Source organism: Herbiconiux sp. UC225_62, assembly GCF_042694625.1.
Lineage (GTDB): Bacteria > Actinomycetota > Actinomycetes > Actinomycetales > Microbacteriaceae > Herbiconiux.
Map to the genome: position 1 here is coordinate 2521147 of NZ_CP170551.1, position 21276 is coordinate 2542422.

The following is a 21276-nucleotide window of genomic DNA, read 5'->3' on the forward strand; positions in this document are numbered from 1 at the left end:
CCATGGCTCTCGCACCCAAGTTGAAGGACTTCCCGCGCATCCGCGGAGCCCTGAAGTTCTACCAGGTGGCCTCGATCATCACCGGAACGCTGCTCCTTCTGCTCTGCGCCGAGATGCTGCTGAAGTACACCCCGATCGGACTCGAACTCGAACTCGGCGGCCCGCAGGGGTTCCTGGCGTTCGTGCCCGAGGGCACCACCGTCGCCGTGAACATCAGCCTCGGCATCCTCATCGTCCACGGCTGGTTCTACGTGGTGTACCTCTTCTCCGACTTCCGTCTGTGGAGCCTGATGCGCTGGCCGTTCCTGCGATTCATCGTCATCGCACTCGGCGGCGTCATCCCCTTCCTCTCCTTCTTCCTCGAGGCGCGTATCGCCCGCGAGGTCAAGGCCTACCTCGCCGCGCGCGAAGCCGAGGCCGCCGCACCCCAACCAGTGGAGGCATCCAATTAGCGGATCAGACACCCCTGACCACGAGGAACTGACTCGTCCCGTTCTCGTCGTCGACTTCGGCGCGCAGTACGCGCAGCTCATCGCGCGCCGCGTTCGTGAAGCGAGCGTCTACTCCGAGATCGTTCCGCACGACATCAGCGCGGCCGAGGTGGCGGCGAAGAACCCTGTGGGGATCGTGCTGAGCGGCGGACCTTCCAGCGTCTACGAAGAGGGTGCGCCCGCTTTCGACGCCGAGATCTTCGAACTCGGTGTGCCCGTGATGGGCATCTGCTACGGCTTCCAGGTGATGGCCCGTGCCCTCGGCGGCGAGGTGGCGCAGACCGGTGCCCGCGAGTACGGCTCCACCGACATGGCGATCGGCGGCGACGGTGGCTCGCTGCTCGCCGAGCAGCCACCCGCACAGACGGTGTGGATGAGCCACGGCGACTCCGTGGTGCAGGCGCCGGAAGGCTTCGACGTGCTCGCCAGCACGGCGTCGACCCCGGTCGCCGCCTTCGCCAACCCTTCCCGGGGCCTCTACGGCGTGCAGTGGCACCCCGAGGTGAAGCACACCCAGTTCGGACAGGATCTCATCGAGAACTTCCTGCACGATGCCGCCGGCATCCCCGCCGACTGGAACCCGGGCAACGTCATCGCCGACCAGGTCGCCGCCATCCGTGCGCAGGTCGGCACCGGTCGGGTGATCTGCGCGCTCTCGGGCGGCGTCGACTCGGCAGTGGCCGGCGCCCTCGTGCACGAGGCCGTGGGCGATCAGCTGGTCTGCGTCTTCGTCGACCACGGACTGCTCCGTGAGGGTGAGCGTCGGCAGGTCGAAGAGGACTACGTGAAGTCCACCGGCGTGCGGCTCGTCACGATCGACGCGCGGGAGCGCTTCCTCACCGCCCTCGAGGGCGTGAGCGACCCGGAGCAGAAGCGCAAGATCATCGGGCGCGAGTTCATCCGCACCTTCGAGCAGGCGCAGGCCGACTTGGTGGCCGAGGCGGCCGCCGACGGCGACCCCATCCGTTTCCTCGTGCAGGGCACGCTCTACCCCGACGTGGTGGAGTCGGGCGGTGGCAGCGGCACGGCTAACATCAAGAGCCACCACAACGTGGGGGGCCTGCCCGAAGACCTGCAGTTCGAGCTGGTGGAGCCGCTTCGTGCGCTCTTCAAAGACGAGGTGCGTGCCATCGGTCGCGAGCTCGGGCTCCCCGAGGAGATCGTGGGGCGCCAGCCGTTCCCCGGTCCCGGGCTGGGCATCCGCATCGTCGGCGAGGTCACCTTCGAGCGCCTCGAACTGCTCCGCAAGGCGGATGCGATCGTGCGCGCCGAGCTCACCGCCGCCGGCCTCGACACCGAGATCTGGCAGTGCCCCGTGGTGCTCCTCGCCGACGTGCGCTCGGTGGGCGTGCAGGGCGACGGCCGCACCTACGGCCATCCGATCGTGCTGCGTCCGGTCTCCAGTGAAGACGCGATGACGGCGGACTGGACGCGCCTGCCCTACGACGTGCTCGCGCGGATCTCGAACCGCATCACCAACGAGGTCTCGGGCGTGAACCGCGTGGTGCTCGACGTGACGTCGAAGCCCCCGGGCACTATCGAGTGGGAGTGACCTCCGGCGCCCGTGGTGGATTCGTCCGCCACGGGCGCTGTGTCGTCACACGGCTGACGAGCCATTCCAGGGGGCCCTGCTCGAAGCGCAACCGCCACAGGCCCGTGACCACGAGCGTGGGGATCGCGAGGGCGAAGAACAGGGGCAGGTTCTGCCAGCCGAGCAGGCCCTGGTGCGGAACGTTCTCGATGTAGAGCCAGAGCACGACGATCTGTGCGCTGTAGACCGTGAGCGGCATCGAACCGGCCGAGGAGATCGGCCACAGGATGCGGGCGGAAACGCGGCGCACCCGCTCGGGCGTCGACTCCGAGAGCCAGACCAGGACGCCGATGACGGCGACCGTTGCACCTCCGGAAGCGATCACCTCTGCGGTCGAGTCGTCGTGCGCGAGCACCGGCGGGCCGAGAACGGCCGCGACCGCGTAACCGGCCAGAGCGGCGAGGCCACCGACGACCACGAGAGCGAATTGCACGGCGGGCCGACGGATGCCCGAACGTGCGATGAGCAGGCCGATCGCGATGTAGGCGACCCAGACGGGCGCGGGATAGGTGCCGTCCAGCCACCGCTCGGGGAAGTACAGCCACACGCTGTCGAGCACGACCGCGGTTCGGCCGGTGGCGCCGTCGATCGCGTCGCCGATGGCCGTGACCACGACAGGGCCGAGCACCGCGGCCGCAGCGGCAACGGCCGCTATCACCCAGCGAGGCACGTAGAGCAGGGGGATCGCGAGGAGGAAGAGGAAGCCGTAGGTGTCCAGGATGATCGCGATCGGGGTGTCGAAAGCGGTGAGGGCGATCCCGAAGATGATCAGCACCAGGCCGCGGAGGGCGACGACGCGGGCGGCGCGACCGCGGCCATCCGGCGCGACGCCCTTCCGACCCCCGGTCATCAGGCCGATCGAGACGCCGGCGATGACCGCGAAGAGGATCGACGAGCGGCCGTCGAAGACGGTCTCGGCGTCGGTCTCGGGCACGGTGTGGGCGAAGAGCATGCCGATGAGCGCGAGACCGCGGGCGACATCGAGGCCGATGATGCGCCCGGAACGCGGAACGGGGCCATCCATCCGGATGACCCCGTTCTCTCGATGCCTCGTGGGTGGCGGCTCGGTCAGCGCGTCAGCTTCGGAAGATCGCAATGATGCGCAGCAGCTCGAGGTAGAGCCAGACCAGGGTCAGCACCAGGCCGAACGCGGCCGACCAGCCGTACTTGCGGGGAGCGCCGGCGCGCACACCCTTCTGGATGGCGTCGAAGTCGAGCACCAGCGAGTAGGCCGCGAGGATCACGGCGAAGAGGCCGATGATGATGCCGATGGGGAAGCCGCCGATCGTGGCCCCGCGGAGGCCCCACGGGTCGGTGACGACGCCCGAGATCATCAGCACGAAGTTGAGCAGCGAGAACAGGCCGTACCCGACGATCGCGATGAGGAAGATCTTGGTGGCGCGCTTGGAGGCGCGGACCTTCCCGCTCGCGAACAGCGCCAGCGTGACACCGAAGACGGCGAGCGTGGCCAGAACCGCCTGCAGCACGATGCCCGACCACTGCGACTCGAAGAAGCCGGAGATGGCGCCGATCGCGAGCCCCTCGAAGGCCGCGTAGAGCATGATCAGCGGAACCGACGGCTCTTTCTTGAACGCGTTGATGAGCCCGAAGACCAAGCCGCCGATGACGCCGCCGATCATGAGGCCGAGGCCGAGCACGGTGGGAACCGGGAAGTTGGCGATGAAGCCGACGGCCGCCGTCGCGAGCAGCACGACGAACATGAGCACGGTCTTGACGATCGTGTCTTCGTAGCTCATCCGGTCGGTCTCGGCGGGAGTGGCCGCCGGGCGGTCGTACATGGTCTGCAGACCCTCGGCCGAGATGGTGGGAACCTGCGCGGGGGCGCCCTTGCCGTTGAACACCGGATTTCGTGAGAAGGCGGGGTTACTCGAAGACGCTTCAGCCATGTCAGTCTCTTCTGTGTGGGGAACGTGAACGTGGACACCTCTAACTTAGTGCACCCTCACCAGGAACTCACTGGCAGTCCGCCGAATTCCCGCCGCATACCAGGCGGGATGCAGGGGCCTCCGACGTGTTCGGCGTAGCGTGTCAGCGTGATGGATTTCCTGGGTGCGCATCCTCTCGTCATCGGCCATCGCGGCGCGAGCGGCTACCGCCCCGAACACACCGAGTCGGCCTACGAGTTGGCCTTCGGGTTGGGTGCCGATGCCATCGAGCCCGACGTCGTGGTGTCACGCGACGGGGTCCCCGTGGTGCGGCACGAGAACGAGATCTCGGGCACGACCGACGTGTCGGCGCATCCCGAGTTCGCCGATCGCCGCACCACCAAGGAGATCGACGGCCGGCCGCAGACCGGCTGGTTCACCGAGGACTTCACCTGGCCCGAGCTGCAGACGCTCCGGGCGAGAGAGCGGCTGCCCGCCGTTCGGCCCTCGAGCGCGAGCTTCGACGGGCGGTTCGGGCTGCTGCGACTCTCCGACGTGCTGCGCATCGTCGACGAAGCCGAGGCGGACGCGCCCGGCGGCCCCGCCCAAACGGAGGCGCCCGGCATCGCGACGGATCGGCCGTCGGCCGTCGTCGAGCTGAAGCACGCCACCTACTTCGACTCGATCGGATTGCCGCTCGGAGAGATCGTTGCGGCTGAACTGGCGGACTCGGGGTGGGCCGATCGAGCGGATCGCCTCGTCATCGAGAGCTTCGAGAAGACGGTGCTGCTCCAGCTGCGACGGCGTGGATTGCCCGCGCTCTACACCTATCTCATCGAGGACGGCGGCGCCCCCTTGGATGTGGTGGCCCGCGAGGGTTCCCGCGCGCCCGACTACGCCTCCCACCTCACCGACGCCGGGCTGGCGGCCTTGACGGGCGAGGTCGACGGGATCAGCGTCGACAAGTCGATCATCATGCCCCGCGATCTCGCCGGTGCCGCGCACCGCAGCTCGGACATCGTGAGCCGGGCGCACGCGGCGGGCCTGCAGGTGTTCACCTGGACGCTCCGCGCCGAGAACCGCTTTCTGCCCCGCAACTTCCGGACGGGACACGACAAAGCGGCGTTCGGACAGTGGGAACAGGAGTTCCGCGCCATCCTCGCCACCGGAGTCGACGGCGTCTTCGCCGACCAGCCCGATCTGGCGGTCTCCGCACGCGGCACTGTCGGTGGCGCGGCCTAAACTTGGTGCAGCATGAGCGACGCCACCGAAACCACCCCCCGCATCACGCCGATCGTGGTCGGCGGCACGGGGCCTGCCGCCGAAGACGATGAACTGCTCGAGGGCCTGAACCCCGAGCAGCGCGAAGCGGTGGTCTACCGCGGATCGGCCCTGCTGATCGTGGCCGGCGCGGGCAGTGGCAAGACGCGGGTGCTCACGCACCGCATCGCGAGCCTGATCAAGGGTGGCGAGGCCTGGCCGAGCCAGATCCTCGCCATCACCTTCACCAACAAGGCGGCGGCCGAGATGCGCGAGCGCGTCGGTCACCTGCTGGGGCGCGTGGCGGAGGGGATGTGGATCTCCACCTTCCACTCGGCGTGCGTACGCATCCTTCGTCGTGAAGCCGAGAACTTCGGTTTCACGAAGAGCTTCACGATCTACGACTCGCAGGATTCGCGGGCTCTCGTGAAGCGCATCATCAAAGACCTGCAGGCCGACACCTTCGGCTTCACGGTGGCGCAGGTGACGGGCAAGATCTCGAAGCTCAAGAACGAGCTCACCGACGTCGAGAGCTACGCGCGTCAGGCCAACTTCTCCGACCCGAACGACGCGATGTTCGTGGAGATCTTCCGTGCCTACTCGCGGGCGTTGCGCGACGCGAACGCGTTCGACTTCGACGACCTGATCAGTCAGACCGTCTACCTGTTCCGCGCGTTCCCGCAGGTGGCCGAGAAGTACCAGCGGCGGTTCCGGCACATCCTGGTCGACGAGTACCAGGACACCAACCACGCGCAGTACGCGCTCATCCGGGAGTTGACGAAGCCGCCGGAGTCGAACGAGCTGGCGGGAATCGCGGCGTTCGGCGGGGGCGGCGCCTCGCTCACCGTGGTGGGCGACTCCGATCAGTCGATCTACGCGTTCCGTGGTGCGGACATCCGCAACATCGTCGAGTTCGAACGCGACTTCCCCGGCGCTCGCGTCGTGCTGCTCGAACAGAACTATCGCTCGACGCAGAACATCCTGTCGGCGGCGAACTCCGTCATCTCGAACAACTTCGACCGGAAAGACAAGAAGCTCTGGACTGCTGTGGGCGACGGCGAGAAGATCGTCGGGTTCACGGGGTACTCCGGCCACGACGAGGCGCAGTTCGTGGCCGACGAGATCGCCAAGCTGCACGAGGGCGGTATGGCCTACAACCAGATCGCCGTGTTCTACCGCACCAACTCGCAGACCCGTGCACTGGAGGAGATCTTCATCCGCTCCGCCCTGCCGTATCGGGTGTTGGGTGGCACCAAGTTCTACGAGCGGGCCGAGATCAAAGACGCCATGGCCTACCTGACCTCCGTGGCGAATCCTTTTGACGGGCTCGCCCTGCGCCGCATCCTGAACACCCCGAAGCGGGGCATCGGCCCGGCGACCGAGACGCAGTTGGCGTCGTTCGCCGAGCGCGAGAACGTGAGCTACCGCGAGGCGATGCGCCGCGCCTCCGAGCTCGGGTTGGGCCCGAAAGTGACGGGAGCCATCCTGCAGCTCGCCGCCCTGCTCGACGAGGCCACCGAGTTGGTGACTCCGGATCGCCCGGGTGGCGAGGCCCAGGTGAGCGAAGTGCTCGCGCTGTTGATGGAGAAGAGCGGCTACGTCAAGAGCCTCCGCGCGACGCGCGACCCGCAAGACGAGGCGCGCGCCGAGAACGTCGAGGAGCTCCTCGCGGTCACGAAGGAATTCAACCGCAACAACCCCGACGGGACCCTCCTCGACTTCCTCACCGAGGTCTCGCTGGTGGCCGCGGTCGACGACCTCGACGACTCCAGCGGCACCGTGTCGTTGATGACCCTGCACACCGCCAAAGGGCTGGAGTACGAAGCGGTCTTCCTCACCGGGGTCGAGGAGGACCTCCTGCCGCACCGTATGTCGGCCGGTGAGCCCGGCGGTCCGGCCGAGGAGCGGCGCCTCTTCTACGTGGGCATCACGCGGGCGAAGAAGCGGCTCTTCCTCTCGCTCGCGATGACCCGCGCCCAGTTCGGCGAGACCGCCGTGGCGATGCCCAGCCGTTACCTCCAGGAGATCCCGGCCGAGCTGATCGACTGGATCCAGTCTCCCGGCATGGCCACCTCGCGGGGTGGGTCGGAACCGCGGGCGCTGAACGCCAACCGCGGCCGGGGCGGCTATGGCAGCGGCTCCCGCTTCGGCAGCGATTCGGGACTCGGCATCCCGCCCGGGCCACCGCGACCGAAGACCGAGTGGGCGAACCGGGTCACCGGCCAGGTGCGCGACAACGGAGACCTCGAGTTGCAGCCCGGCGATCGCATCCGACACACCGACTTCGGCGAGGGCCGAGTGAACCAGGTGACCGGAGAGGGCCCCAAGCGCGTCGCCCACGTGCAGTTCGAGGCGGCCGGACCGAAGAAGCTGCTGATCAAGATCGCGCCGATCGAGAAGATCTGAGCCACCGCGGGCGGTTCGCTCGCCCGGACCGGCGCCGGGCCTGGAGCCCGTGCTCGAGCGGACGCAGACGGAGGTCATCGCACGCGCCGTGACGCGAGACCCACGACGGCCAGGCCCGCGATGATCGCGATTACGGCGAGCGTGGTGGACATCGCCGTCGGTGCACCGCCCCCGCCGGTCTGGGCCAGCTTCGCCGCTGACGGCGGCGTCGGCGCGGGCGACGGCGGAGCGGATGGCGCGGACACCGCCACGGATTCGGACTCGTGAACTCGCGTGTCGGAAAAGGCGGGCACGAGCGCAGGCAGCACGACGGATGATGACGCGGATCGCCACGCCTCATCGGCCGCTCCGTTGCCGCGGCCGTCGTCTGCGTGCACCGAAGGATCGCTGCCGTCCGACTCGAACACGAAGTAGTAATAGCCCGGTGCACTGACGCGGATGCACGGCGTCTCATGAGTGCCGTTCGTGTCGATGGTGGTGCTGACCGTGCCCGCCAGCGGGAAGTCGGCCCACCCCTCCGGCGTGGATCCTTCGGCGGGACGTCGGGTGAGCGGACCGAGCAGTCTCGACGTCACCGTGATCGGTTCCGCCCCGTCAGGCAGTCCGTCGACCGTCAACCGGTCGCTCACGCATCCGTGGTCGGAGATCTCAGCCGCCGAGGCCGCCGTCGCGATCTTCGGCGTGACCGGGACGACGGTCGTCTCCGAGGCCACCCCGAATCGCGAAGCCCAGGCCATCAATCGGTCGCCGCCCTTGTCGAACGGGGTGCGCGCGGGATCGATCGAATCGGTCCAGACGTAGTACCCCACGGTGGGCACGCTGCAGGGCGGTGACTCCAGCCTGCCCGGCCCCGTCTCCACCAGGGTCTCGACCGTGCATACCACGGGCGCATCGGCCGGCGGGGCATCGCTCTCCTCCGGCCGCGTCGAAAACGGACCGAAGAGCACGCTCTCGATCACCACCGGGATCGGTTCGAACGATCCGTCGGAGGCCCGGTACACGCCCCACTCGTCTCCGGTGGGGGAGTCGGGATGCACCGCCAGCTCGAGTGTGTCGGTGAGCGAGGCACCCGGGTCCGCCACCGCGCTGCTCGTGGTGGTCTGCACCTGCGGGTGGAAGGGCAGCCCGGTCGGCCCGCGTTCGGCATCCGATGCCCGCGCCGAGGTGGGGAAGGGGTGGGTGACGAGCAGATTCTGGCTGTCGCCGGTGTTTCGGCCGAGGCGGAACGCGGGACCGAAGGGCAGATCGTCGTAGACGACGTCGACCGTCACCTCTTCGGTGGCGCCGGACTGCTCAGGATGGATGCGTGTGGTCACCCCGTTGCCCACCAGGGCGGTCGTGCCCCCACCGTCGAACGTGGCGCCGTGCAGCGTCATCCGCCCCGAGAACGATCCGGGCGCGACCAACACCGGGCCGGACAAGTAGTCGGCCGTCAGCTGCGAGACCACGGAGCCCTTCGAGCCGTCGAGCACGAGCTCCGCGGTCGCGGAGACTCCGCGCGAGGCCCCGGCGTCGCCGTTCGCGAGCTGCAGCATGTGGTTCGCCGCCTGCAGCACGAGGTCGGCGTTCTCGTTCGCTCGCTGGGCGAAGTAGGCCTGGTCGTGGCCGGCGAGGCCCGTGATGGTCCAGACCGCGAGTTGTGCGGCCGCCGCCGTCAGAGGATCGCCCGGCGCTCCCCACCGCCGCGAGATGAACGCCAGCCGCGCCGAGTCGTCGGCGGAGAACCATCCGGCCGCGGCGCCGTCGACGTAATCGAAATCCGCACCGTGCGGGGTGGGGCGGGTGACATCGATGCAGTAGCCGGAGTTGCCGTCGTCGAGCTCGTAATTGCCGAGCCAGGAGGTGTGATCGACCCTCCAGATCACCCCCTGACCGTGCGCGACAGCTTGCACGGCGAACGCGGTGGCGCCCGCCGAGACGGCCAGCGAGACGGTGAGGAGACTGAGGAGAGCGGCGATCAGGATGCGGGGGATTCGGTTCATGGATCCAGCGTGGAGGCTGCGGATCCGGAGCATCGGGTCGGCCGAAGATCTGTGCACAACCGCCTCCGTCCGCCCCTCCGGGGAGGACAGGACGGCCCCCGTCGCGGGGGTAGAGTTCTAGGTGGTGTCCGGAGCGATGAAGGGGAACCTTCTCTTCGTCGAGCCTTGAGTCATGCCCCGTCCACATGGGGCGACGAGAAGAAATCGATTGGAAGACCAGCGTGGATCTATTCGAGTACCAAGCCCGTGATCTGTTCGAGAGCTACGGTGTGCCGGTTCTGCCGGGCATCGTCGCCGACACACCCGAAGAGGTCAGGGCGGCGGCCGAGAAGCTCGGCGGCGTCACCGTGGTGAAGGCCCAGGTCAAGGTGGGCGGCCGCGGCAAGGCCGGCGGCGTCAAGGTGGCCAAGGACCCCGAGGCGGCCGAAGAGGCCGCGAAGGCCATCCTGGGCCTGGACATCAAGGGTCACGTCGTCAAGCGCGTCATGGTCGCCGGCGGCGCCCGCATCGCGGAGGAGTTCTACTTCTCGGTGCTGCTGGACCGAGCCAACCGCTCCTACCTCTCCCTCACCTCCTACGAGGGCGGCATGGAGATCGAGCAGCTCGCCGTCGAGCGTCCCGAGGCGCTCGCCCGCATCGAGGTCGACCCGATCGCGGGCATCGACCTCGAGACCGCGAAGCAGATCGCCGTCGACGCGAAGTTCCCCGCCGAGCTGGTCGACAAGGTCGCCCCGGTGTTCGTGAAGCTGTGGGAGGTCTACAAGGGCGAAGACGCGACCCTGGTCGAGGTCAACCCGCTGGTGCTGACCGAAGAGGGCGACATCATCGCGCTCGACGGCAAGGTCTCGCTCGACGAGAACGCCGACTTCCGGCACCCCGGCCACGAGGCCCTCGAAGACGCCGAGGCAGCCGACCCGCTCGAGGCCAAAGCCAAGAAGCTCGGCCTCAACTACGTGAAGCTCGACGGTCAGGTCGGCGTGATCGGCAACGGCGCGGGCCTCGTGATGTCCACCCTCGACGTGGTCTCCTACGCGGGAGAGAAGCACGACGGCGTGAAGCCGGCCAACTTCCTCGACATCGGCGGCGGAGCATCCGCTCAGGTGATGGCGAACGGGCTCGACGTGATCCTCGGCGACGAGCAGGTCAAGAGCGTGTTCGTGAACGTCTTCGGCGGGATCACGGCGTGCGACGCGGTGGCCAACGGCATCGTGGGCGCCCTCGAAGTCCTGGGCGACAGCGCGACCAAGCCGCTCGTGGTGCGGCTCGACGGCAACAAGGTGGAGGAGGGCCGCGCCATCCTGCAGCAGGCCGCGCACCCCCTCGTGACCCTGGCCCTGACGATGGACGACGGCGCCGACAAGGCCGCTGAACTCGCCGCAGCGGCGAAGTAAGTAGAGGACGAGAGAACATGTCGATTTTTCTGAACAAGGATTCCAAGGTCATCGTCCAGGGCATCACGGGCGGTGAGGGCACCAAGCACACCGCCCTCATGCTCAAGGCCGGCACCCAGGTGCTCGGTGGCGTGAACGCCCGCAAGGCCGGCACGACGGTCAGCCACACCGACAAGGACGGCAACGCCGTCGAACTGCCCGTGTTCGCCACGGTCGCCGAGGCCATCGAGGCCACCGGCGCCGACGTGTCGATCGCCTTCGTGCCGCCGGCGTTCTCGAAGGACGCGATCGTCGAGGCCATCGACGCCGAGATCCCGCTCCTCGTCGTGATCACCGAGGGCATCCCGGTGCAGGACTCGGCCGAGGCCTGGGCCTACGCCAAGGCCAAGGGCAACAAGACCCGCATCATCGGCCCGAACTGCCCCGGCATCATCACGCCCGGTGAGGCGCTCGTCGGCATCACCCCGGCGAACATCACCGGCAAGGGCCCGATCGGTCTCGTCTCGAAGTCGGGCACGCTGACCTACCAGATGATGTACGAGCTGCGCGACCTCGGCTTCTCGACCGCCATCGGTATCGGCGGCGATCCCATCATCGGCACCACGCACATCGACGCGCTCGCCGCGTTCGAGGCCGACCCGGAGACCAAGGCGATCGTGATGATCGGCGAGATCGGCGGCGACGCCGAGGAGCGCGCGGCCGACTTCATCAAGGCCAACGTCACGAAGCCCGTCGTCGGCTACGTCGCGGGCTTCACCGCCCCCGAGGGCAAGACGATGGGACACGCCGGCGCGATCGTGTCCGGCTCGGCCGGCACCGCGCAGGCGAAGAAGGAAGCCCTCGAGGCCGCGGGTGTGAAGGTCGGCAAGACCCCCAGCGAGACCGCGGCCCTGCTGCGCGAGGTCTACGCCGCGTTGTAACGTCGGAAACCGCAAACGTCGCGGCAACCGAGCCACATGTGGCTCGGTCGCCGCGACGTTTGCGTTTCCGAACACGAGCGCTCGCCCTGGCACAATGAAAGCATGACGCAGACGCACGCCGAACAGAGTCTGTACCGGCGGCTACGCCATCAGTTGGTGACGCCGGAGTCGATCTACGGCACCATCATCGTGAGCGCGCTGATCGTGCTCGCCGACGACGACGAGAGCGACTTCGACCTGCTCGTGGTGGTCGCCGCCACCAGCTTCGTGTTCTGGATCGCCCACGTCTTCGCCGCCACCGTCGCCCACCATGGCAAGCGGGGCGGCACCGAGATCCCGCTCGGAGAAGCCCTCGGCGATGCCGTCCGCCACTCCGCCGGCCTCTTGATCGCGGCGATCATCCCGATCCTCGTGCTCGCGCTCGGGGCCGCCGGCATCCTCTCCGAGGAGCTCGCCTACGTGCTCGCCCTGCTCGTGGGCGTCGTCATCCTCTTCGTGCTCGGTACCCTCGCCTTCGCGGAGCGCGGCAGTCGCTGGTACTTCTGCCTGCTCGGCGGCACGGCTACCGCCTTACTCGGGGTCGCCGTCATCCTGCTCAAGGCCATCTTCCACTGAGCGATCGTCGCCTTCCCCGCACCGAGCGCGCCGTCGACGGATGCGCCCACCCGGCGGGTAGGCTCGGCCACGCATGAATCGCCCAGTCACCGCTCTGCTCGCCGCCCTCGACGCGGTGATCGTCGTCGCAATCGGGGTGGGCATCCCTCTCATCCCGCTCACGATCCTGTGGGCGACCCAGTTCGGCCTGGCCATCGACTGGCTCGTGTTCTGGCGCGCCTCCGGCGACGCCTGGCTCCTGGGGAACGGCGTCGACGTGCTCTTCACGATCGACCCCGACCTGGCGTTGCGCCTCGCGCTCGACGGCGCCCAACTGCCCTTTCGAGGTGGGGATCGCGCCCCTCGGCTTCGCGCTCGTGACCGTGCTCCTCGGCGCCCGGTCGGGCCGCCGTCTCACGGCCACCCCGTACCCGGTCACCGGCGCGGTCGTCGGGGTGGTGAGTCTCGGGGTGCTGGCGGGCCTCGTCGCGCTGAGCGTGCGCGATCCGGCCGCCCTGCCCTCCTTGCTGCAGAGCTTCCTCTATCCGGCGTTCGTCTACGCCATGGGGCTGGCGATCGGCTACGCCTGGACTTCGCGACGCGTCGCGCCGCTCGAATTCGGCACCACGTCCGGCATCCGCCGGCGCTGGAGCGTCCGCCTGCAGGCCATCGCACCGGGCGACCGGGGTCTCGTGGCGCTCGTCCTCCGAGCCGGTGCCATCGCGGCCGCCGGGGTGGTGGGGCTCTCGGCTGTTGCGATGGCGCTCATCCTCGTCTTCGGCTTCTCGTCGATCGTCTCGCTCTACGAGAGCCTGCAAGCGGGCCTGCTCGGCGGGATCTCGCTCACTCTGGCTCAGCTCGCCCTGCTGCCGAACCTGATCATCTGGACCGCGAGCTGGTTCGTGGGCCCGGGCTTCGCCCTCGGCGCCGGATCGGCCGTGTCGCCGCTCGGCACGCAGCTCGGACTCGTTCCCTCTCTGCCGGTGTTCGGGGCGCTGCCGCAGGGAACGCCCGCTCTTGGTTTCGCCGGATTGCTCGTACCGATCGTGGTCGGCTACGTCACCGGGGCAGTGCTGCGGCCCGCCTTCCTCGCGAACGTCAACGGCCGGATCGGCCCCAGCCCGAGCACCGCGCGGAGTGGTGGTCCCCGCGTGCTGAGGCTCGTGCTCACCGCCGTGGGCGGAGGCGTGGTCGGCGCGAGCATCCTCGCTCTCCTCGCCCTCTGGTCGGGCGGCGCTGCGGGGCCGGGCCGCCTGGCCGAGGTCGGTCCGGATGCGGGCTGGGTCTGGGTGTGGGCCTTCGTCGAACTGACCGTGTCGATGCTGCTCGGGCTGGTCGCCGGCGCCCGCGCGGGCGGCCCGGGAGCTGCCGATAGACTGTGAGAGTGCTCTCTCTCCTGGTCCTGATCTCCGGGGGAGGCTCCAATCTCCGGGCGCTCCTCGAAGCGTCCAGCGATGCCGAGTATCCCGCCCGAGTCATCGCCGTCGGCTCCGATACGGATGCCCCGGGCTTCGAGCACGCCGAGGAGTTCGAGATCCCGGCCTTCACGGTCGTGCCGACCTCGTTCCCGTCGCGTGAGGCATGGGGCGCCGAGCTGCTGGAGCAGATCGAACGCTGGTCGCCCGACCTCGTGGTGTGCGCCGGCTTCATGCGCATCCTGCCGCCCGCCGTCGTGTCGGCACTCACCCCGCGCATCATCAACACGCATCCGGCCCTGCTGCCCGCGTTCCCCGGCGCTCACGCCGTGCGCGACGCGCTCGCAGCCGGCGTCGACACCACCGGCGTCACCGTGCACGTGATCGACGAGGGCGTCGACACCGGGCCGGTCATCGTGCAGCGCTCCGTGCCCGTCTACCCGGGAGACACCGAGCACGAGCTGCACGAGCGCATCAAGTCCGTCGAACGCGACCTGCTGGTGCAGGCCGTGCTCGACATCGCCAACGGAGCAGTCGACCTCAAGGAGATAGCAGCACGATGAGTGGCCCCCAGCACGACCCGAGCCTCTACACGCATCGCGACACGGTGCCGATCAGCCGGGCGCTGATCTCGGTCAGCGACAAGACGGGGCTGGTCGAGCTGGTTCAGGCCCTCGCGGGCGCCGGCGTCGAGATCGTCTCCACCGGCTCGACCGCCAAGACCATCGCCGAAGCCGGCGTCGCGGTCACCGAGGTCTCGAGCGTCACCGGATTCCCCGAGTCGCTGGACGGCCGCGTCAAGACCCTGCACCCGGGGGTGCACGCCGGCATCCTCGCCGACCTGCGGCTCGAGTCGCACAAGCACCAGCTCGAGGAGCTCGGCATCCGTCCGTTCGACCTCGTCGTGGTGAACCTCTACCCCTTCCGCGAGACCGTCGCCTCGGGCGCGGCTCCGGACGCGGTGATCGAGCAGATCGACATCGGCGGCCCCGCCCTGGTGCGCGCGTCGGCGAAGAACTTCGCGAACGTGGCCATCGTGGTCTCGCCCTCGCGCTACGCCGACGTGGTGGCCACCCTCGCCGCGGGCGGAACCGGCCTCGAGGTGCGCCGCGCGCTCGCCGCGGAGGCGTTCGCGCACACGGCCGCCTACGACACCGCGGTGGCCGGCTGGTTCGCCCAGCAGCTGGGCGCCGACGACGCGGCCTCGACGGATGCCCCGAGCGGGTTCCCGGATGCGCTCTCCGTCACCGCCGAGAAGGCCCAGACCCTGCGCTACGGCGAGAACTCGCATCAGCAGGCCGCTCTCTACACCCGCGCCGGAGGCCACGGCATCGCCCAGGCGATCCAGCTGCACGGCAAGGAGATGTCGTACAACAACTTCGTCGACGGTGACGCCGCGGTCCGCGCCGCCTACGACTTCTCCGAGCCGGCGGTCGCGATCATCAAGCACGCGAACCCCTGCGGCATCGCGCTGGCCGATCCGGATGCGCCGGACGCGATCGCCTCCGCCCACGCGAAGGCGCATGCCTGCGACCCCGTCTCGGCGTACGGCGGGGTGATCGCGGCCAACCGCCCGGTGACCCTCGCGATGGCCGAGACCGTGAAGGACATCTTCACCGAGGTGCTGATCGCCCCCGCCTTCGACGCCGACGCCCTCGAGCTGCTGTCGACCAAGAAGAACCTGCGCCTGCTCACGCTGCCGGAAGGCTACGGCCGCGAAGACGTGGAGCTGCGCCAGATCAGCGGCGGATTCCTCGCCCAAACACCCGACGTGTTCGACGGTTTCGACCGCTCGCGCTGGACCCTCGCGGCCGGTGCGCCCGCCGACGAGGCGACCCTCGCCGACCTCGAGTTCGCGTGGAAGGCCTGCCGTTCGGTGAAGTCGAACGCCATCCTGCTGGCGAAGGGCGGAGCATCCGTCGGTGTGGGCATGGGCCAGGTGAACCGCGTGGACTCGTGCCAGCTCGCGGTGACCCGCGCCGGTGACCGGGCCGCAGGGTCGGTGGCCGCCTCCGATGCGTTCTTCCCCTTCGCCGACGGTGCCGAGGTGCTGATCGAGGCGGGCGTCAAGGCGATCGTGCAGCCCGGCGGATCGGTGCGCGACGCCGACGTGATCGCGGCGGCCGAGAAGGCCGGCGTCACGATGTACTTCACCGGCGAGAGGCACTTCTTCCACTGATCCCACTCCGAGCGCGCGTTCACCTCGCTCGCCGGAAGCATCCAGGCACCATCACCTAAGGTCAAGACATGTCATCGTTCCGACTCCGGTCGCTCACCGCCTCGGTGGCGGCTGCGGCCGTGATCGCGGTGGTCGCCCTCGCATCGGCCGCCCTCGCGGTGTTCGTGGCGAACGGCCAGGCCGTGCAGGCCTTCGGCGTCGCGTTCCTGTTCTTCATCGACGGCACGATCGCGCTCTTCGTGCTCTCGGCCGTGTTCGGCCTGATCGGGGCCTACCAGCGGTGGTACGCGGCGCTGATCGCGGGGGTCGTGTCGGCCGCGCTCGCCGGCCTGGTGGGCACCGGGATCGCCTCACTCGCGAACGGGGCCGTGCTGAGCGGCGACCTCGTCGGCCAGCTGTTCGGCACGCTGATCGGCACCAATCTGATCTTCGAACTCGCGGCGGTGATCGCCTCGGTCACCCTGGCCCGGCGCATCCACACCCGTATCGCGATCGACGAGGAGCAGGAGGTGCTGCGCAAGAAGTACGTGCTCGTGCGCCGGCCGGCCGCCTCGCTCCCCGAGGGCATCGTGACCCACATCGAGCGCAGCGAGGTCGATCTCGAACTCGCCGAGGAGCAATGGGAGGAGTACGTCGCGGCGCTGACCGGCGGCGGCTGGGATCCGGTGGAGGTCCCCCTCGCCGACGAACTCCCCGACTCCGTGTTCGTGGAGGACACGGTGGTGATGTTCGGAACGCTGGCGGTCATCGCGAGCCCCGGCGCCGATTCGCGCATCGCCGAACTGCCGGCGGTGGAGGAGAGCATCCGCTCGCTCGGCATCGAGGCGAAGCGCATCGAGCGGCCCGGCACCCTCGACGGGGGAGACGTGCTGAAGGTCGGCACCACGGTGTTCGTGGGGCGCGGCGGGCGCACGAACTCCGACGGCATCCGTCAGCTCCGCAAGATCCTCGCTCCGCGCGGGTACTCCGTCGTCGCGGTGCCCGTCACCAAGGCGTTGCACCTCAAGAGCGCGGTCACGGCCCTGCCGGACGGAACGGTCATCGGCTACCGTCCCCTGGTCGACGACCCGTTCATCTTCGACCGCTTCCTCGAGATGCCGGAGCCGAGCGGCGCCCACGTCGTGGTGCTCACCGACGACACCGTGCTCGTGGCTGCGAGCGCACCGGAGTCGGCGCGACTGATCGAAGGACTCGGCTACCGCGTCATCTCAGTCGACATCTCCGAGTTCGAGAAGCTCGAAGGATGCGTCACCTGCCTCTCCGTGCGGGTGCGCTGAATTCCCTGTTGCTTTTCGCGGTCACCGGCCGATAGCCTGTAAGGCTGCCGCGACGCCTCCACCCCCGGAAAGGGGGTGATCAGCGTGCCCCGACGACGCCACTCGGGGAATCCATGCGTGTGGCAAAGCGTTGTGCCACGAACACGACGCGTGTTGCGAAGAGAGATCACGAATGTCAGAAACGCCCAGCTCGACCGCTGCGCCCGCTGCCGGGACTGCGCCCGCTGCCGGAACGGTGGCGGTGCTGTCGCGCCTGCGGCCCTACGTGCAGAGTGCTCTGCCGCGCATCTATGCCGCCATGGTGGTGTCGCTCTCGGCGAGCGTGGTGGCGCTGGCCATCCCGCAGGTGCTGCAGTGGATGGTCGACGGCCCGCTCGCCGACGGCGACGCGAGCCAGATCTGGCTCGCCGCAGGCATCGTTCTCGCCCTCGGGGTCATCGAGGCCGTGCTGATCGGCGCGCGCCGAGCGCTCGTGCTCACCCCGGGCACGCACGTCGAGGCGCGGATGCGCAACTCCCTCTACGCGCAGCTGCAAGACCTCCCGGTGTCGTTCCACGACCGCTGGCCGAGCGGCCAGCTGCTGTCGCGCGCCGTCAGCGACCTCAACCTCATCCGCCGATGGCTCTCCTTCGGGCTGGTGCTGCTCGTGGTCAACGTGCTGACGCTGGTCGGCGGCGTGATCATCCTGATCAGCCTCAACTGGGTGCTGGGCCTCATCTTCGCCGCCGCCGCGGTGCCGGTCATCGCCTACAGCTTCGCCTTCGAGCGCAAGTACTCGGATGTCGCGCGCCGCAGTCAAGACCAGGCCGGCGACCTGGCCACCAGCGTCGAGGAGTCGGTGCACGGCATCCGTGTGCTCAAGGCGTTCGGCCGCAGCCGCTATGCGCTGAAGCGGTTCGAGTCGCAGGCCGAACAGCTGCGCGGCACCGAGATCGAAAAGGCCAAGGCCATCGCCGGCATCTGGCTCTACCTCACCCTCATCCCCGACCTCGCGTTCGGCGTGTGCCTCGTGGTCGGCGTGTGGCTGGCCTCGACCGGCGCCTCGTCGGTCGGCGAGCTGGTGGCCTTCTTCGCCACCGGCACGGTGCTGCTGTTCCCGATCTGGTCGATGGGCTACTTCCTCGCCATGACGCTCGACGCGAAGACCGCGACCCTCCGCTTCTTCGAGGTGATGGACTCGGTCAACACCATCGAAGACCCGGCCGAGCCGGTCAGCGTCGTCGACGGGCACGGCGAGCTGACCTTCGACGACGTGCACTTCCGCTACCAGGATGCGCCGGAGTCGTTCCCCGACCTGATCGACGGCGTGACGTTGACCGTCCGGCCAGGCGAGACGATGGCGCTGGTCGGTCTGACCGGATCGGGCAAGTCGACACTCACCGCCCTCACCACGCGGCTCTACGACGTGACCGGCGGATCGGTGCGGGTCGACGGCGTCGACGTGCGCGACCTCAGCCGCGACGAGCTGCGCACGCGGATCGCCATGGCCTTCGAAGAGGCCACGCTGTTCAGCCAGACGGTGCGCGAGAACGTGCTGCTCGGTCGGCCGGATGCCTCGGAGGAAGACCTGCGCGAGGCGCTCGAGATCGCGCAGGCCACCTTCGTCGACGACCTCCCGCTGGGCCTCGACACGAAGGTGGGCGAAGAGGGACTCAGCCTCTCCGGCGGGCAGCGGCAGCGCCTGGCGCTCGCGCGCGCCATCGCGGCCCGGCCGAGCATCCTCGTGCTCGACGATCCGCTGTCGGCGCTGGATGTCGACACCGAGGCCCTGGTCGAAGCCGCGCTCCGGCGGGTGCTGGCCACCACCACCGCCCTGATCGTGGCGCACCGGCCGTCGACCGTGGCGCTCGCCGACCGCGTCGCGCTGCTCGAGAACGGCCGGGTCACCGCGGTCGGCACGCACTCGGAGCTCCTGGCCACAAGTCCGCACTACCGGTTCGTGATCTCGAGCTTCGACGCCGACGAGCGCGCCGAGGTGCGCGAGGCCGAGGCGCGGGCCGAGCGACGCGACGCCGAAGAACGCGCTGAGATCCGCGATGCGGAACGCGGCATCACCACGAAGGAGGTGGCATCATGACGTCCGTCCTCGGAGTCGAGGGGGAGGAGCGCGACGACTTCTCCCGCGCGGAGAGCCGCCAGATCCGGCAGCGTTCGTTACGGCTGCTCGGGTCGCTCGTACGCCCGATGCGGGCGCGCCTCGCGCTCAGCATCGTCGTGGTGATCATCAGCACAATCTCTCAGGTTGCCGGCCCGTCGATCATCGCCTACGGCATCGACACCGGTCTGCCCGCGCTGCTCGACCAGAACTGGATGCCCGTGGCCCTGGCCGGTGTGGCCTACCTGCTCGCCGGTGTGGTCGGTGCGGTGCTGATCGCGTGGTTCACGGTGCTGTCCGCGCGGATCAGCCAGGCCATCCTGTTCGACCTGCGCAAGCGCGTCTTCCTGCACACGCAGAAGCTGAGCCTGGAATTCCACGAGAGCTACACCTCGGGCCGCATCATCTCGCGCCAGACCAGCGACCTGGACGCGATCCGGGAGCTGCTCGACTCGGGCATCAACCAGCTCGTGCAGGGCGTGCTCTACATGGCGTTCACCGCGGTCGCACTGTTCCTGCTCGACGTGGAGTCGGGGTTGATCCTGCTCGCCGCGCTGGTGCCGTTGCTCATCCTCACGCGCTGGTTCCAGCTGCGGTCGCAGCAGATGTTCCGGCGCACGCGTGTCGCATCCGCACGGCTGATCGTGCACTTCGTGGAGACGATGACGGGCATCCGTGCCGTCAAGGCCTTCCGCAAGGAGAAGCGCAACGAGGTGGAGTTCGGCGGGCTGGTCGAGGACAACCGAGACGCCAACGCCCGTGTGATCAGGCTGTTCGGCATCTACGACCCCGGCCTCGTGCTGATCGGCAACGTGGCGGTGGCCGTGGTGCTGCTGCTCGGCGGGTTCCGGGTGGTCGACGGCGGGATGGAGATCGGTGTACTGCTGGCAGCCGTGCTCTACACGCGCCGGTTCTTCGATCCGATGGAGGACATGGCGATGTTCTACAACGGCTACCAGAGCGCCACGGCCGCATTGGAGAAGATCTCGGGCGTGCTCGAGGAGCAGCCCAGCGTCGCCGACCCCGAGCGGCCGGTCGACCTCTGGGAGTCGACCGGGGCCGTCACCTTCGACGACGTCGAGTTCGGCTACACGGCCGACCGGCCGATCCTGCCCTCCTTCGACCTCGTCATTCCGGCGGGGCAGACGATCGCGCTGGTCGGATCGACGGGAGCGGGCAAGTCGACGCTCGCGAAGTTGATCTCGCGGTTCTACGACCCCACCGCCGGGCGGGTGACGCTCGACGGTATCGACCTGCGCGACCTGCACCCCAAAGACCTACGGCGCGCGATCGTGATGGTGACCCAGGAGGCCTACCTGTTCTCCGGAACGGTGGCCGACAACATCGCCATCGGCAAGCCCGAGGCGAGCCGCGACGAGATCATCGCGGCGGCCCGCGCGGTCGGCGCCGACGATTTCATCCGCGGACTCCCGAACGGTTACGAGACCGACGTCAACAAGCGCGGCGGGCGTGTCTCGGCCGGTCAGCGGCAGCTGATCTCCTTCGCGCGCGCGTTCCTGGCGAACCCGACCGTGCTGATCCTCGACGAGGCGACGGCGTCGCTCGACATCCCGAGCGAGCGTCTGGTGCAGGATGCGCTGCAGACGTTGCTCGCCGACCGCACGGCCGTGATCATCGCCCACCGCTTGTCGACGGTCTCGATCGCCGACCGCGTGCTCGTGATGGAGCAGGGCCGGATCGTCGAAGACGGTACGCCCGAAGAACTGATCGGTGGAACCGGACGGTTCGCGCAGCTGCACGCTTCCTGGCGCGAGTCGCTCGTCTGAGC

At 68.9% G+C, this 21276-nt stretch carries 15 protein-coding genes and 1 pseudogene; 13 read left to right on the plus strand and 3 right to left on the minus strand.

Annotated elements, in window-relative coordinates:
• Positions 1 to 2: 2 nt before the first annotated feature.
• Both ACFJGU_RS12295 and guaA read left to right on the plus strand, forming a co-directional pair.
• Entirely contained in the window at positions 3 to 452 is a 450-nt protein-coding gene (locus tag ACFJGU_RS12295) for a DUF3817 domain-containing protein (protein ID WP_382303801.1), read from the plus strand.
• Between the two features lie 28 nt (positions 453 to 480).
• Positions 481 to 2043, plus strand: coding sequence for a glutamine-hydrolyzing GMP synthase (guaA, locus tag ACFJGU_RS12300; protein ID WP_382310352.1), 1563 nt, complete (start codon positions 481 to 483; stop codon positions 2041 to 2043).
• Here the strand turns inward: guaA and ACFJGU_RS12305 are convergent.
• Both ACFJGU_RS12305 and ACFJGU_RS12310 read right to left on the minus strand, forming a co-directional pair.
• Entirely contained in the window at positions 2027 to 3106 is a 1080-nt protein-coding gene (locus tag ACFJGU_RS12305; RefSeq protein WP_382303802.1) for a DUF418 domain-containing protein, read from the minus strand. The genes guaA and ACFJGU_RS12305 overlap by 17 nt on opposite strands.
• 52 nt (positions 3107 to 3158) lie before the next feature.
• Positions 3159 to 3989: a Bax inhibitor-1/YccA family protein gene (locus ACFJGU_RS12310; RefSeq protein ID WP_382303803.1), complete on the minus strand. Its 831-nt coding sequence runs from the start codon at positions 3987 to 3989 to the stop codon at positions 3159 to 3161.
• Positions 3990 to 4139: 150 nt separating this feature from the next.
• On the opposite strand from ACFJGU_RS12310, the gene ACFJGU_RS12315 reads away from it, so the two are divergent.
• Together ACFJGU_RS12315 and ACFJGU_RS12320 are read left to right on the plus strand one after the other, a co-directional pair.
• Complete coding sequence (locus ACFJGU_RS12315; RefSeq protein ID WP_382310354.1) at positions 4140 to 5210, plus strand: glycerophosphodiester phosphodiesterase family protein; 1071 nt, start codon at positions 4140 to 4142, stop codon at positions 5208 to 5210.
• A gap of 12 nt (positions 5211 to 5222) precedes the next feature.
• On the plus strand, positions 5223 to 7634 hold the full coding sequence (locus ACFJGU_RS12320; RefSeq protein ID WP_382303804.1) for an ATP-dependent helicase: 2412 nt from the start codon (positions 5223 to 5225) through the stop codon (positions 7632 to 7634).
• A gap of 74 nt (positions 7635 to 7708) precedes the next feature.
• Here the strand turns inward: ACFJGU_RS12320 and ACFJGU_RS12325 are convergent, their stop codons facing one another.
• Positions 7709 to 9616 carry a hypothetical protein gene (locus ACFJGU_RS12325; RefSeq protein WP_382303805.1) on the minus strand — a complete coding sequence of 636 codons (1908 nt, stop codon included), beginning with the start codon at positions 9614 to 9616 and terminating at the stop codon, positions 7709 to 7711.
• Positions 9617 to 9837: 221 nt separating this feature from the next.
• On the opposite strand from ACFJGU_RS12325, the gene sucC reads away from it, so the two are divergent.
• From sucC to ACFJGU_RS12370, 9 genes and pseudogenes are all read left to right on the plus strand, one after another.
• Positions 9838 to 11007, plus strand: a complete 1170-nt coding sequence (sucC, locus tag ACFJGU_RS12330; protein ID WP_382303806.1) for an ADP-forming succinate--CoA ligase subunit beta — start codon at positions 9838 to 9840, stop codon at positions 11005 to 11007.
• Between the two features lie 17 nt (positions 11008 to 11024).
• Positions 11025 to 11927 carry a succinate--CoA ligase subunit alpha gene (gene sucD, locus ACFJGU_RS12335; protein ID WP_382303807.1) on the plus strand — a complete coding sequence of 301 codons (903 nt, stop codon included), beginning with the start codon at positions 11025 to 11027 and terminating at the stop codon, positions 11925 to 11927.
• Positions 11928 to 12029: 102 nt separating this feature from the next.
• Positions 12030 to 12542 (plus strand): hypothetical protein, encoded by a 513-nt coding sequence (locus ACFJGU_RS12340; protein WP_382303808.1) that lies wholly within the window; start codon positions 12030 to 12032, stop codon positions 12540 to 12542.
• Positions 12543 to 12823: 281 nt separating this feature from the next.
• Positions 12824 to 13903 (plus strand): annotated as a pseudogene (locus ACFJGU_RS12345) (DUF6350 family protein); the annotation flags it as partial.
• 2 nt (positions 13904 to 13905) lie between these two features.
• The gene (gene purN, locus ACFJGU_RS12350; RefSeq protein ID WP_382303809.1) at positions 13906 to 14499 is read left to right on the plus strand and encodes a phosphoribosylglycinamide formyltransferase; all 594 of its coding nucleotides are present in this window, start codon (positions 13906 to 13908) and stop codon (positions 14497 to 14499) included.
• Positions 14496 to 16115 (plus strand): bifunctional phosphoribosylaminoimidazolecarboxamide formyltransferase/IMP cyclohydrolase, encoded by a 1620-nt coding sequence (gene purH / locus ACFJGU_RS12355; protein WP_382303810.1) that lies wholly within the window; start codon positions 14496 to 14498, stop codon positions 16113 to 16115. The genes purN and purH overlap by 4 nt, the downstream gene beginning before the upstream one ends.
• Before the next feature lie 68 nt (positions 16116 to 16183).
• Complete coding sequence (gene ddaH / locus ACFJGU_RS12360; RefSeq protein ID WP_382303811.1) at positions 16184 to 17392, plus strand: dimethylargininase; 1209 nt, start codon at positions 16184 to 16186, stop codon at positions 17390 to 17392.
• Between the two features lie 172 nt (positions 17393 to 17564).
• Positions 17565 to 19469, plus strand: a complete 1905-nt coding sequence (locus tag ACFJGU_RS12365; RefSeq protein ID WP_382303812.1) for an ABC transporter ATP-binding protein — start codon at positions 17565 to 17567, stop codon at positions 19467 to 19469.
• Entirely contained in the window at positions 19466 to 21274 is a 1809-nt protein-coding gene (locus tag ACFJGU_RS12370; RefSeq protein WP_382303813.1) for an ABC transporter ATP-binding protein, read from the plus strand. Before ACFJGU_RS12365 ends, ACFJGU_RS12370 begins: the two co-directional genes overlap by 4 nt.
• Positions 21275 to 21276: the final 2 nt, after the last annotated feature.

Bases quoted from the DNA above. Each gene is read 5' to 3' on its own strand.
- ACFJGU_RS12295 (WP_382303801.1), top strand. From the start codon at position 3: ATGGCTCTCGCACCCAAGTTGAAGGACTTCCCGCGCATCCGCGGAGCC.
- ACFJGU_RS12340 (WP_382303808.1), top strand. From the start codon at position 12,030: ATGACGCAGACGCACGCCGAACAGAGTCTGTACCGGCGGCTACGCCAT.
- ACFJGU_RS12370 (WP_382303813.1), top strand. From the start codon at position 19,466: ATGACGTCCGTCCTCGGAGTCGAGGGGGAGGAGCGCGACGACTTCTCC.
- ACFJGU_RS12365 (WP_382303812.1), top strand. From the start codon at position 17,565: ATGTCAGAAACGCCCAGCTCGACCGCTGCGCCCGCTGCCGGGACTGCG.
- sucD (WP_382303807.1), top strand. From the start codon at position 11,025: ATGTCGATTTTTCTGAACAAGGATTCCAAGGTCATCGTCCAGGGCATC.
- ddaH (WP_382303811.1), top strand. From the start codon at position 16,184: ATGTCATCGTTCCGACTCCGGTCGCTCACCGCCTCGGTGGCGGCTGCG.
- purH (WP_382303810.1), top strand. From the start codon at position 14,496: ATGAGTGGCCCCCAGCACGACCCGAGCCTCTACACGCATCGCGACACG.
- ACFJGU_RS12325 (WP_382303805.1), bottom strand. From the start codon at position 9,616: ATGAACCGAATCCCCCGCATCCTGATCGCCGCTCTCCTCAGTCTCCTC.
- ACFJGU_RS12315 (WP_382310354.1), top strand. From the start codon at position 4,140: ATGGATTTCCTGGGTGCGCATCCTCTCGTCATCGGCCATCGCGGCGCG.
- ACFJGU_RS12320 (WP_382303804.1), top strand. From the start codon at position 5,223: ATGAGCGACGCCACCGAAACCACCCCCCGCATCACGCCGATCGTGGTC.
- ACFJGU_RS12305 (WP_382303802.1), bottom strand. From the start codon at position 3,106: ATGGATGGCCCCGTTCCGCGTTCCGGGCGCATCATCGGCCTCGATGTC.
- ACFJGU_RS12310 (WP_382303803.1), bottom strand. From the start codon at position 3,989: ATGGCTGAAGCGTCTTCGAGTAACCCCGCCTTCTCACGAAATCCGGTG.